Below are 13481 nucleotides of genomic sequence, written 5' to 3'. Positions count from 1 at the left end.
AACTTCCTCTAAAAAAAAGGCTGGTTGATTTGTTATTTTGTCGTCAAATTTTATGTATTTATTAAACGATAAAAAATGACAAAACTATTATTTCAAAAGCATATAACACTAAAGAAGGTGTTCGTTTTATTGGTAATTGCTGGCTTTGCTTCATGCGGGAAAAGCGCGGGAGCTGAAGGAATGGCACCGCCAAAACCAGAAGTTGATTTTTTTGAAGCTAAAACTTCTATTGGCAAAGTAGAAAAAAAATATCCTGGAGTTATAGAAGGAAGTGTAAATGTAGATATCAAAGCACAGGTCTCAGGATATCTAGAAGCTATTTACGTTAAGGAAGGACAATATGTAAATAAAGGACAGTCTTTGTTTAAAATCAAAGGAGATGTTTACGAAGAGCAAGTAAATAATAGTCGTGCAGCTTATAAAAGTGCTTTAGCTAATCAAGCTAATGCAAAATTAGAGGTTGAGAAGGTAAGACCACTTGTAGAAGGTAAAGTATATACAGAGATACAGTTAAAAACGGCACAAGCAAATCTTGATGCGGCATCTGCACAAGTTGCGCAGGCAAAAGCGGCTTTAGGATCGTCACAGCTTAATGCTGATTTTTCTTTAATAAAAGCACCGGTGAGTGGTTACATCAGCCGAATTCCAAATCGTATTGGAAATTTAGTTACACCTACAGATGCACAACCATTAACGTCACTTTCTGAGATTGATAATGTGTTTGTTTATTTTTCTTTAAGCGAAGCGGATTATTTGACTTACACAAAAAACTTAAAATTGAATAGTTCTACCAGTTTAATTATGGCAGATCAAAGCGTGTATGAACATAAAGGAAAATTGGAAGTTGCCAGCGGAAATATCGACCGTACTACAGGAACGATTACATTAAAAGCAATCTTTCCTAATCCTCAAAAGCAACTTCGTTCAGGAGGTTCTGCTCGAATTATTTTAAACAATAGTTTGGATGCTGTAGTAACCGTTCCGATGGCGAGTGTAAAAGACATACAGGATAAATTTTTTGTTTTTGTGCTGCAAGCCAATAACAAGATTGCAATGGTCCCAATTGTAATTGCAGGAAATTCAGGAACTAATTACTTCGTGTCAAGCGGTCTAAAGAACGGTGACAAAATTGCAATAAACAATATCGATGCGCTAAATGACAGCATGGAAGTAGTTCCAAAAGTTACTGCTGTTAAAACGGTTGCCATCAACTAAATTTTTGTTTCAATATAAATAACATTTCCATGTTAAAAAAAATAATAGACAGGCCTGTATTGGCTACAGTTATCTCCATTGTATTGGTGATATTAGGTATCATAGGTCTTACTAGATTATCTGTGACACGTTTTCCAGATATTTCGCCGCCAACTGTAATGGTAAGCGGTTCTTACCCAGGAGGAAACAGTGAAACTATAATTCGTTCCGTAGTAACGCCATTAGAAGAACAAATTAATGGAGTAGAGAACATGCAGTATATAAAATCTACTGCAAGTAATGATGGATCTTTTTCTATCAGTGTAATTTTCAAGCAAGGTGTTGATCCAGATCAAGCCGCGGTAAATGTGCAGAATAGAGTTCAGCAAGCCACTCCAAAACTACCTCAGGAAGTTATTAGAATGGGCTTGACAACTTCTAAGCAGCAAAATAGTATGATTGTTATTTTTAATATTTATACAGAAGATAATGAAAAATACGACGAGCTATTTCTGCAGAATTATGCCAATATCAACTTGGTTCCTCAAATCAAACGTGTTCCTGGAGTGGGACAAGTTCAGATTTTTGGTGCGAAAGATTACTCAATGCGAGTATGGCTTGATCCACGTAAAATGGCAAATGCAGGATTAGTTCCTTCAGATGTTACACTAGCAATTGCCAATCAAAGTTTAGAATCGGCTCCAGGAAAACTGGGAGAAGAATCTCATGCGGCTTTAGAATATGTTATCCGATATAAAGGAAAAAAGAATAAGCCAGAACAGTATGAGAATATTATAGTTAAAAATAATGGAACTAGCCTTTTAAGGCTTAAAGATGTAGCGAGAGTAGAGTTTGGCTCGATTTCGTACAATGGTGATAATAAATCGAATGGAAAGAATGCTGTTACAATGGCAATTCTGCAAACATCAGGTTCAAATGCCAATGAGATTGAAATTGGGGTTAACAGTGAAATAGAAAGGTTGTCTAAATCTTTTCCGCCAGGTATTAAATCGGTTAATGTAATGAGTACCAAAGAACGTCTTGATGAAGCGACAGGACAGGTAAAATCTACTTTAATAGAAGCCTTTATTTTGGTATTTATTGTAGTATTTATTTTTCTTCAAGACATTCGTTCTACCATTATTCCAGCGATTGCAGTTCCAGTAGCGATTATAGGTACTTTTTTCTTTCTGTTGGTACTTGGTTTTACGATTAATATTCTAACACTATTTGCGTTAGTTCTGGCCATTGGTATTGTAGTAGATGATGCTATTGTCGTCGTCGAGGCTGTACACAGTAAAATGGAAGAAGATGGAGATCTTACAGCAAAAGAAGCTACACACAGTGCCATGTCAGAAATTACAGGAGCTGTAATCTCAATTACACTAGTAATGTCGGCAGTATTTATTCCGATTGGTTTTATGACAGGATCATCAGGGATTTTCTATAAGCAATTTGCCTATACATTAGCAATTGCTATTATTATATCGGCTGTAAATGCACTTACGCTTACTCCAGCCTTGTGTGCATTATTGTTAAAGAACAGTCACAGTGGAGAAGAGGGGCATCATAAAACAGGATTTAAGGAGCGCTTTTTTGTTGGATTTAATAGAGGGTTTAATAATATAACGGGTAAATATATTAAATCAGTTCGTTTTCTTATCAATAGAAAATGGCTTTCTGCAGGATTAGTTGTTGGTATAACTGCTATTGCAATTATGCTGATGATGTCAACCCCAAAAAGTTTTGTGCCTTTGGAAGATGATGGTTTTATTGTTTACAGTTTGTCTATGCCTCCGGGTACAGCATTAGATCGTACTACAGAAGTAGTTAAAAAAATAGAAAAAGAGCTTTCTACGGTAGAAGGAATTGATGTTAATACCAGTATTACAGGATTTAATATTTTAAGTAACAGTTCCAGTCCTGCATATGGTTTAGGGTTTGTAAAACTAAAACCGGTAAAGGAAAGAGGGGATATTAAGGATATTGAAAGCATAATGAATGACATTTCTGCTAGATTATCAAAGATTAAAGAAGGGTCAGTTATGGTTTTAAGAATGCCACCAGTAGAAGGTTTTGGTGTAACTAGTGGAGCAGAAATTGTGCTGCAGGATAGAATGGCACGTAATCCAGCTGTTCTAAAGGCTATGACTGATAAAGTAATTGGGCAGATTATGAAACAGCCGGGTGTACAATATGCGTATACTACTTTTAGAGCCGATTATCCGCAACTAGAATTAGAGGTGGATGAGGAAAAAGCCAGCCAGATGGGAATTGATATGCGTGATCTTTTAAACAATATCCAGATTTATTTTGCTGGAGATCAGTCTTCAGATTTTACAAGATTTGGTAAATTTTATAGAGTGAATGTAAAAGCTGACGGTATTTTTAGAACAGACGAAGATGCTTTCAACGAAATATTTGTTCGTAATGCCAAAATGGAAATGGTTCCTGCAAAATCACTTGTGAAACTGCAAAAAGTGTATGGACCAGAAACGGTAGACAGATATAATTTATATAATTCAGTTAATATTACCGCAGTTGCTTTACCAGGATTTAGTAATGGAGAGATTATGGGTAATCTGGAAACTGTATTGGATCAGCTTCCTTCTGATTATAGTTACGAATGGACAGGATTAAGTTTGGAAGAAAAAATGGGAGGAAGCCAGACTATTGCAATTTTTGGTTTATGTCTTCTGTTTGTTTTCTTCTTGCTTGCTGCTCAATATGAAAGTTACTTATTGCCTCTTGCTGTTTTGCTTTCTATTCCAACAGGTATTTTAGGAGCTTTTCTAGGCATCAAAGCTGTAGGATTAGACAATAATATTTATGTACAGGTTGGTTTGATTATGTTGGTCGGACTTTTGGCAAAAAATGCAATTCTTATTGTGGAGTTTGCACTTCAAAGACGATTGGCAGGTTTGTCTATTGTTGAAGCGGCTATTGAAGGAGCTAAGTCCAGATTAAGACCAATTATCATGACTTCTCTAGCTTTTATTGCAGGTATGTTACCTCTAATGTTTGCTTCTGGCGGAACAGCGGTAGGAAATAAATCGATAAGTGTCAGTGCAGCGATGGGAATGCTTAGCGGTGTTATATTAGGAGTTTTTGTAATTCCATTACTTTTTATACTATTTCAATATTTACAAGAAAAAGTATCTAGTAAAAAGAATGTAATGCAAACTATAAAACAAGAATAATGAAAACAATATATAAGATAGGAATTTCTGCGTGTGTAAGTGTTTTGCTTGCTTCCTGTGTAGTTGGGAAAAAATATTCTCGCGAAGAATTGAATGCACCAGAAAAATTCCGTGAAGAAATGGTCGCAACGGGAGATACAACACTCCTGCCTTGGAAAAGTTATTATAAAGATCCTTTATTGGTTAATTTGATTGAAAAAGCCCTCGTTAAAAATAACGAGGTGCTTATCGCTATGAAGACTATGGAGCAGCTTGATCTTACTTACAAGCAGGCAAAATTAACTTTATTGCCAACATTAGATTTTGATGCAGGTGCAAACCGTTCGTATCAATCTAAAAACTCATTAAATGGTTCATTAAGTTCGCAATTTACCAGTAAAGATTATATGGATGATTATAGTGCGAATCTTAAATTAGCTTGGGAGATTGATATCTGGGGAAAGGCTGCTATGCAAAAGCGAGATGCAAAAGCGGGTTATTTTGCTCAAAAAGAAAATCTTTCGGCTTTAAAAACAAGAATTATTGTTCAAGTGGCACAAGGGTATTATAATCTTTTAGCTTTAGATGAACAGTTTAAAATTGCACAGAAAAACATTGAGTTAAGCGAAAATACATTGGTTATGATGCGATTACAGTATAATTCTGGAGCAATAAGTTCTTTAGCATTAAATCAAACTGAAGCACAGAAAAAAACTGCTGAGTTATTAGTGCCTTTAGCAAAAGGAAATATAGCAGTTCAGGAAAATGCAATACAAATTTTATGTGGTGAATATCCAAATAGTGTAACACGTGCGGAAAGCCTTCAAGCAGCAGAATTTAGTGTTGTAATCCCTTCAACAATTCCAGCATCGCTATTAAGCCGAAGACCAGATGTAAAAGCTAGTGAATATGCTGTAATGTCTGCCAATGCAAAAACTGGACTTGCCAAAGTAACCATGTATCCAAGTTTGAGTTTGAGTCCGTCAATTGGGATAAATTCATTTGAATTTGATAAATGGTTTAATTTCCCAGGTTCAGTTACTAAAACAGTTATGGCTAATTTAACGCAGCCTATTTTTAGACAAAAGGCTTTAAAAACGGCTTACGAAATTGCAGTTATCGAACAGGAGAAAGCAGTTGTTAATTTTAAACAGTCTTTTATTACTGCCGTTGGTGAAGTTTCAGATGCAATGTCTAAAGTAAAATATGCTGAGGAACGTATGAAGCTTGCTACTCAAAAAGGAGAGTCTTTAGAGAAAGCAACTTCAGATGCATCGCTTTTGTACAAAAGCGGTATGGCAAATTACCTAGATGTAATTACTGCACAAAATAGTGCCTTGCAAAATGACTTAGATGTTGTTGCAATAAAATTAGAAAAATTAGATGCAGCAATAAATTTATACCGTGCCTTAGGAGGCGGGGTACAATAGATTTGAGAATTAAAATACCCAGCTTCAGAACGATTTAAACTGAGGCTGGGTTTTTTGTTTTGTTTTTTTAAGTATAAAAATGATGTATTTCATACTTTGGATTATTTTGTGAGGTATATAATTATTCGAACCTAAACTAGGTAGGTCTTGATTTTACTGGAATGTTGATTTTTTAATAGTCTGTGTCACGATTCTGCCACAAAACTTAAAATAATCATTTTTTTGTATTATTTTTTAAGATAGTATGATCCAGAATCTTTCTTTCAGATGGATCAAACTTAACGTATAAACGCCCTAAATTAGGCGTACCTATAGGTAAGCTTATAAAATTTAGAAAATTCATAGTCATACCTAAACTAGATAGGTTGCGTAAATAGTCCATCATTTTGCATCATTTATATTGATGTAATGTGTTTAAAAACAGGTATTTGTACTTGTTGTTTCGTTTTTTTATTTTTCTTATTCTTGTAGTATGTTTTAGCCAATATTTTTTGATAATAATTAGTTTCAACTTCTAAATTAACCGTGAAAAATGAGAAATTTAATAATAATTGTTTTAGTTATGTTGTTTTCTGCTGTGCATGCACAAACTGCAAAAGATGATTTAATAGCATCTATTTTGGGAAAAAAATATGATACAGACCTTTTAATATTAGGTGAAAATGGTGAGGAAACCAGAACTATTACTACATTAAGAGTTAAAGTACTTATCATTAAAAACAATATTAAATTTATAAATCCCAAAGGAAGTATGTTTGCAATTGTAATCAATTGCGATTCTATCATTTCAAATAAAGATGTTAAAATTTATTCAGAATCTGACTTAAATATATTTGCAAACTACGGTGCTGGCGTATTATCTATCGAAAATAATAAAGGCAGTAGAGGCATTGATGCCCAAGTTTATTTAAACGAAGCGCAAAACTATAATACACCAGCAAGTAATGGGAAGAATGGTAGTTCTGGTCGTGATGCTTCATGTGGTACATTTGGTTTCAAAAGTGCAGAAAGCGGAGATGATGGAGGTCTTGGTTCAAGTGGACAAAAGGGTTTGAAGGGAAACATTGGTTATAAAGGCGATAATGGATTACCAGCTGGCTCAGTTATTTTTGTATGTAAATCTTTCCATCAGGATGCTGAAATATACATTAATGCAATAGGCGGGAATGGAGGTAACGGGGGAATTGGTCAAACCGGTGGGCTTGGACAAAAAGGTGGTGATGGAGGAAAAGGAGGAAATGGCGGGAAAAAAAATACTGCTTGCGGAAAAGGACCTAAATCCGGTGGAGATGGAGGAAATGGCGGGAGCGGTGGTGACGGTGGTGACGGTGGTGAAGGAGGCGATGGCGGTGATGGCGGTGATGGTGGCTTTGTTAAAATTTATTCACTTCGTAAAGAAATAGCACCAACTCTTTACGTTATCAATAATTTGGGAGGCTCTCCTGGCAACGGAGGAGTCGGCGGAATTGGTGGAATTGGTGGAATTGGCGGACAGGGCGGTAAACGTGGAAAGGGAGGAAACGGAGATCTTATTTTTAACCCTGCCGGTGGCGGAAGTGCAGGAAAAGAGGGATCAGAAGGAAGGCCTGGTAATCCAGGAAGTTTAGGGCATTCTGGAAAGTTGGGTAAAAGAGGTAAGATCATGGTTGAAGAGAATCAACAATATTTACAAGTAGAAGATGGAGAAATAACCCAAATTATAAGAGGGATTGTTGAATCTGAAAATTTTGCTATTTAATATAAAGCAGTCACATCCTGAACCTATATTTTATGTCCTATGATTATAGACCTTCCCAAACCTATCAAAAAAGAGACCCTATAGGTGCACTCAGGAAAATGGTAAAACATAAAAAGACCTAATTATTTTATATTTTAATATACCGTTCTAAACGAAAGAGAGTTTCTATGTAAGATGAAATGCGATAGTCATCTCTAGTTTATGCCTGTAATATTAATTTCATCGCTGGCAGTAGCATTTGTTGAAGACTGGTTAGATAACAATGAAATTAAACACTATATCAGCAAAATAGACATAGAATTAATTATTATTCTTACGCAACTATTACAAGAACTATTTGTGTAATTGCTTAGGTTGCCTTGTTTTTTACTTGTATTCTATCTCAAAATAATAGAGAATTGATTTAAATTGTCTTGTACACTAAGACATATATCCAGCAAATATTCTTGCTTATTTTTTTCCTTTTGAGGAATTACACCATCTTCAGGAATACTCTAGGTTTTGTACAAATGTTTTTTTAGCCTATATATTGGAAGATAAGTAAACAATATCGAAAGTAGACCTGCAAGAACAGCATCTAGAATAGCCATAAGGGTAGGATCCAGTTTATGGTTAACAGTTAGGCTTTGCTGTGCAATTAGTAATACAGATAGTACTAGTAAACCGGTTATGATGCCGTGTGCCACACATAATTTTGCTATAAATCTGTTTTTATTCAGGTTATTATCTATTGCCACTTCGATTAATTCTTGTTCGGCGGCAACAATAACCCGCTTAATGATATCCATTGTCAGGATTACTGGCAAAAATATAGCCATTGGCAATGTTAAACGTGCTAAGCTTTGGGGACCAGTAAAAAAATGAGTATACCCCAATTCTTGGAAACTGGCATAAGCAATAATAAAATTGAAAAATACGTTGGGAAAGATATAATAAATTGCACGCTTTCTTAGAAAGCGTTTGAGGGATGTTTTTTTTGACTGAGCTGTTGTTATCATAAGTAATTTATAAGGATAAAGTCAGTAATGCTATAGCCTTGTCTTTAATTTTCAAGGCTTCTTCTTTAGGTAAGAAATCTTGATTGGACATCAACGTAAAGTCCATTTGATTACGATATGTAGTCGTAACTAAAGTGTTTGAATTTAACCAAGGAAATGCTACTGTTGGGCTAAAGATATCTTCCAGAATAAAATTTTTGTAATCATTCGGGATCTGAAGACTACCCATATTTGAAAGAGTCAAATCGTGCCCTCCTCGGCTTGATTTTAACAGTGAAATCATACGATTGACCAGAGAGTGCATCTGTTCACCCATCCATAGCAGTTCTCGTGCGTCCATCTTTTCTATTTTTTGAGTAAGATCCTTTTTGATATGTTTCGCTTGGTCTAGTATCTGAGGAGTTTTCTTTTTTAATGATAGTTCTACTGTTGGAGCAAAGGCAAACATGTGATCCTTTTTGATTTCAGGAATAAAATGACGGATGTTAATTGGACTAATTACTTTTTTTTTCGCTGATTTACCTTGTACATCTTGAAAAGCTTGCATAAACGCTGTACAAAGAATGGAATGTATGGAAATACCACTGTCTTTACATTTCTGTTTTAAAACAGCTGAATTTGTTGAATCTAATTTCCAATGAATGGCATAATTTTTTCCGAGATTTCTTTTTTTATTTTCTCGTTGAAGCAAAAAGAAAAATTTGGCCAAAAGTAAATAAAGCTTTGCTTTGCGTGTGTTTTTTTGAATATCAAACTGTGGAGATAAGAAATTGTTTACTGATTGGAATAGTTGATAAGGTTCGAGATCAAGGGTCGGATTATCTATTAAAGCAAGTAATTCCCGCATCAAAGTTTCAATACTGGTTCCATCACAGATACAATGTGGCAATACCCATAATAATTCAGACACCTCTTGTCCTTTGATCCATACCAATTGAGCCAAAGGGGAGCCTTCATCATTAAAGTGCCAATACCATTCCTGTTCGGATTCCACCAACCAATCTGTATCTGTTTGACGTTCTACGATGCGAAGCGGAATAGGTTTCATATTTTCCTTGATGACATAAGCAGGATGTTGCTTATCCTGTAAATCAATTTCTGAACGAAGCAGCGGATGCTTATTTTGGATTTTTGCTAAAGCAATTTGGATGTGTTCTTTTCGAATTTCACCTTTAATTTTTGCCGTAAACACACAGTTTAAAGGTGTGGTGGCATCAATATACATGATTCTTTCTACTAATAAGAGTTTTCGTTTGGTCATGAGGCTGCTTGATAATTTAATTTGCGTTTAATGGAATCAGTTATTTCATCACGAATGGCTATGGCCTCGTGATAAGGCAAATAACCTTCACTTCCTATAAACGAGAAGTCCATAATACCTTGATAAGTGGAGGTGAGTATCGTCGTTGTATTGCCTAGTGGTCCAATGACTGATGGACTGAAAATAGTTTCCAACGTAAAGGATTGGTATTGATGTGGAATCTGAATACGTCCCAAGTTGGAAAACATACAATCATTGGATGACTTGCCTCGTTTTAGAAGCTTTGTAAAGTTGTTTAACGCATTATGGGCAGATTCCATAACCATCATGGTGATATAGGGATTAAGTTTGGCTGTTTTGTGATCTACATAACGCTGCATTAAACGTAAATTGTCTAAGAAATTGAGTTTGGGATTTGATGAGATGACAATCATCAAGCCGAAGGCGAAAATATGATCTTCTTTTACTTGGGGAGCTAAGCGCCTGATATCTACTGGGCAAGAAACTTTATTAAAGGCTTTGTTTCCGCGTACTTTTTTAAAGGTGTCTAGTACGGTAGCACTTAAAAAAGTATTGACCGTGATTGATAGTGACTTACAATGGGAAATAAGCTGTTGGCTTGTGGTTTGGTCTAATTTCCAATGAATCAAATAGTCCGTTTGTCGATCAATCGTTTTTTTGCTGACGGGAATACATTTAATCGTTAATGTTGCTAGCCGACCAATCATTTTTGCCTTAAACCTTTGTTTGTTATTTTTTAAAATTGGTGCAGGAACAATGTCTTGAATACCTAAAATAGGATTTTCGATGCCTATATCTGCTACTGGATTATCCAATACTTTTAAAAATTCATAAAGTAAAGTCATCGCTGCACCGCCATCACACAGGCAGTGATGGAATACAAGTAGCATATCTGAGCTATCGTTTCCTTTAATCCATACAAAGCGGATCAAAGGTTTGTTTTTGTAATCAAAGAGTGTATTCCATTCTTGTATAGATTCCTGTTGCCAGTCGTCTTCGCTTTTTTTGTCCACAATACGAATTGGAATTGGATTCGTTAGTTTAGGGACTTCAAACCATGGAATATTCTTCTCATCAATATGGATGTATGCTCGTAACCAAGGATGTTTTTTCTGGAGTCTGTCTAAAGCAGATTGAATATCTTTTTCCTCAAATACACCGCGCAGGCGAAAAGGAATAACGACATGGAATGGTTCTTTTCCTTCACCCAATAGCATGCGTTCTGCAAATAACAATTTTCTTTTCATATTTTATATTGAAGCTAATACTGAACGTTCTTGTTTTACAAAATCTTCCAATAATGTAACTGCCTGATCATTACCGCCAGCTGTTAGGAAAGCTGCCTGAACTTCTTTGGCTGCATTTCTATATTTAGGATTTTCTAAGAGCTCGAAGACGGTCTCCCTCAGGGCTTCTATTCGAAGTCGTTTGTATCGGATACTGATTCCACAGCCAGCTTGTTCAATCAACTTTGCTGTATGAAAGTGATCGTAAGCGATTGGTGTAATCAACATAGGTAGACCATTGGTAAAGGTGTCGTTCACTGTATTGAAACCGCCGTGGCAAATCACCATATCCATATGAGGCATCAATGTTGATTGTGGGACAAAACTATTTACGATAAAATTAGTAGGCCATTTATCAAATATTTCGGGTGGTGTTGCTGCAATAATAGTAACAGGTTGGTCCGCAAATGCTTCAATGAGTTTACCGAAAAAAGCTTTTCGGATATCAACTAATAAAGTACCCAATGACACAAAAATTTTTGGCGTTGTGCTGGCTGCTAGTCGTTCCCAGTCAAAAGGGCTATTATTGGGACGGCCTTTGACCGGACCTACAAATTTCATGTGTGAGGGTACGGTTTTAAAACCTGCAAATGCTTGTGATGTGAACACCAGGTTTAATTGATGAGAATGTATGAATATACCCTCATCAAGAATACCGACCTCTTTTTGTAGCTCTTTGATGAGGTTTTGCTGCCATTCAAATATTTTAGGAGCACTTTTCTCTGTGTCACCCATCACATCTGGTGGTACTGGGGTTGTCGTTACAGAGGGTATACGATGTTTGTGTGCGAATAGAGCTCCGCCAAAGGTGATACAATCATTGATGATTACATCAGGCTGCCAGTGACTGTGTAGTGTTTCTAATCCTGGCATCATCATTTTAGCAAATGGAACATAGGTTTCTTCCAGTGCTAATTTCATGACTTCTGGTCCAGAACAAGAAGGGCCATCATCTTGTCGTTTTAATATCTGTTGAAGTTCAAGTTGAAAGGGGATGAGATCCTTCTCGGGGTAGATATAGGTTCCTCCTGTTGGAATATGTTCCTCCGCCAGTGGTGTAATGCCAAACCATTTGACTTCATGACCACGAGCAAGTAAACTAGCTCCCAAACTTAATGTCGGACTGATATGTCCAAAAAATGGAGGAATAACAATGAGAAATTTAGCAGGAGATTCGATAGAGGGCTGCGTAGGGGCTATGGCGTGTTCAAGTAGATCTGCTGCTGTCTTCGTTCCGCCTGCCTCTATAAAAGATTGACGAACTTTGAGGGCGGCTTCACGATATTGTGGCTGATTTAAGATAGTATCAACAGCGTTTCTTAGGTGATTGGCTTTAAATCGGTTAAAATTGAGACGCTCACCTGCACCGGTACGTACGACACGTCCTGCCACATGGGATTGATCGTATGCAATTGGAATAACAACGAGCGGTAGACCATGTGAAAGAGCTTCTGAAACGGTGTTGTGTCCACCATGGCATACGACAGCATCTAAATGAGGTAGCAAATCCAATTGTGGGATTTGCGAATAGACCATAAAATTTTCAGGCCAGGTATCAAATAGATTGGAATCTGAAACAACTACAACCGTTAGATCTTCGTCCTGAAAGGCATCGATTACCTTTTGAAAAAATGCTTTCTTATGTTCATGGTCGAATGTTGTGCCTATGCTGACTAAAATTTTTTTCCGAGGACTACTTTTCAGTTGCTCCCAATCGAAAGCACAGGATAAAGGACGTTCTGTTACTACCGGACCTGTAAATTGATAGTTGGAGGTGAGATCCATTTCTCCAAAGAAATACTGAGAGGTTAAGACTAAAGTAAGAAGATCTGAACAATCTAACGATCGGTTTTCTTTGATACCGAGTTCTTCTTGTAAAGCCATGATCTGCTTGACTTCCCATTCATGTACTTTCGGTAGCTCACTGATAATTTTGATTGCTGCTGGGGCTGTTACGGAGGTCGCATAAGGGCGATTAACTTTTTTTGCCGCAATTGCCGCAGCAAATAATTGATGATCACCGATTACTAAATCTGGCTCATAGGCTTCTAACAGCTTAACGATTCCTTTATAACAATGTCTATTTAAAGGGATCAACACTTCTTCGTATAAAAACTTGATACTATCAATGCCGTAAACAACCTTTTTTGAGATGATATCTAGATAGTGTTCGCTTTCTCTTTTTTCTTCGTCTGTCTGATCGTATTGAATAAGCAATAGTTGCCCGCCTACAGGAAGTTTGGAGCTTAAGTTTTGGTCAAGACTGATCCACGCTACTTGATGTCCTCTTTTTAAGAGTTCGGCACCAATGCTCAATGTTGGATTTACGTGACCAGTTAGCGGGGGAACAACAAATACAAATTTAGCCATGGTT

The 13481-nt window shown here is 36.4% G+C and carries 8 protein-coding genes; 4 read left to right on the top strand and 4 right to left on the bottom strand.

All coding sequences use genetic code 11. The annotated features are described in order from the left end of the window. Window positions 1-75 precede the first annotated feature (75 nt). From LNQ49_RS04025 to LNQ49_RS04010, 4 genes are all read left to right on the top strand, one after another. Window positions 76-1215, top strand: coding sequence for an efflux RND transporter periplasmic adaptor subunit (locus tag LNQ49_RS04025; RefSeq protein ID WP_229987438.1), 1140 nt, complete (start codon window positions 76-78; stop codon window positions 1213-1215). A gap of 29 nt (window positions 1216-1244) precedes the next feature. Then, a complete protein-coding gene (locus LNQ49_RS04020) occupies window positions 1245-4394 on the top strand; it encodes an efflux RND transporter permease subunit (protein ID WP_229987437.1) in 3150 nt (1049 codons plus the stop codon). Continuing rightward, window positions 4394-5803 (top strand): TolC family protein, encoded by a 1410-nt coding sequence (locus LNQ49_RS04015; RefSeq protein WP_229987436.1) that lies wholly within the window; start codon window positions 4394-4396, stop codon window positions 5801-5803. The genes LNQ49_RS04020 and LNQ49_RS04015 overlap by 1 nt, the downstream gene beginning before the upstream one ends. Window positions 5804-6335: 532 nt before the next feature. Then, window positions 6336-7541, top strand: coding sequence for a hypothetical protein (locus LNQ49_RS04010; protein ID WP_229987435.1), 1206 nt, complete (start codon window positions 6336-6338; stop codon window positions 7539-7541). 494 nt (window positions 7542-8035) lie between these two features. Here LNQ49_RS04010 and LNQ49_RS04005 read toward each other — a convergent pair whose 3' ends face one another. Genes LNQ49_RS04005 through LNQ49_RS03990 form a run of 4 tightly spaced genes read right to left on the bottom strand, consistent with a single transcriptional unit; the run spans window position 8036 to window position 13477 of the window. Continuing rightward, window positions 8036-8539, bottom strand: a complete 504-nt coding sequence (locus LNQ49_RS04005) for a hypothetical protein (RefSeq protein WP_229987434.1) — start codon at window positions 8537-8539, stop codon at window positions 8036-8038. Window positions 8540-8546: 7 nt separating this feature from the next. Then, window positions 8547-9800: a condensation domain-containing protein gene (locus LNQ49_RS04000; RefSeq protein WP_229987433.1), complete on the bottom strand. Its 1254-nt coding sequence runs from the start codon at window positions 9798-9800 to the stop codon at window positions 8547-8549. Beyond that, window positions 9797-11068, bottom strand: a complete 1272-nt coding sequence (locus LNQ49_RS03995) for a condensation domain-containing protein (protein ID WP_229987432.1) — start codon at window positions 11066-11068, stop codon at window positions 9797-9799. The genes LNQ49_RS04000 and LNQ49_RS03995 overlap by 4 nt, the downstream gene beginning before the upstream one ends. A gap of 3 nt (window positions 11069-11071) precedes the next feature. Beyond that, window positions 11072-13477, bottom strand: a complete 2406-nt coding sequence (locus LNQ49_RS03990; protein ID WP_229987431.1) for a glycosyltransferase — start codon at window positions 13475-13477, stop codon at window positions 11072-11074. Window positions 13478-13481 lie beyond the last annotated feature (4 nt).

Origin of the sequence: Flavobacterium pisciphilum (genome assembly GCF_020905345.1) — a bacterium.
GTDB classification, from domain to species: domain Bacteria; phylum Bacteroidota; class Bacteroidia; order Flavobacteriales; family Flavobacteriaceae; genus Flavobacterium; species Flavobacterium pisciphilum.
This window is presented reverse-complemented; position numbering and strand designations above follow the sequence as displayed.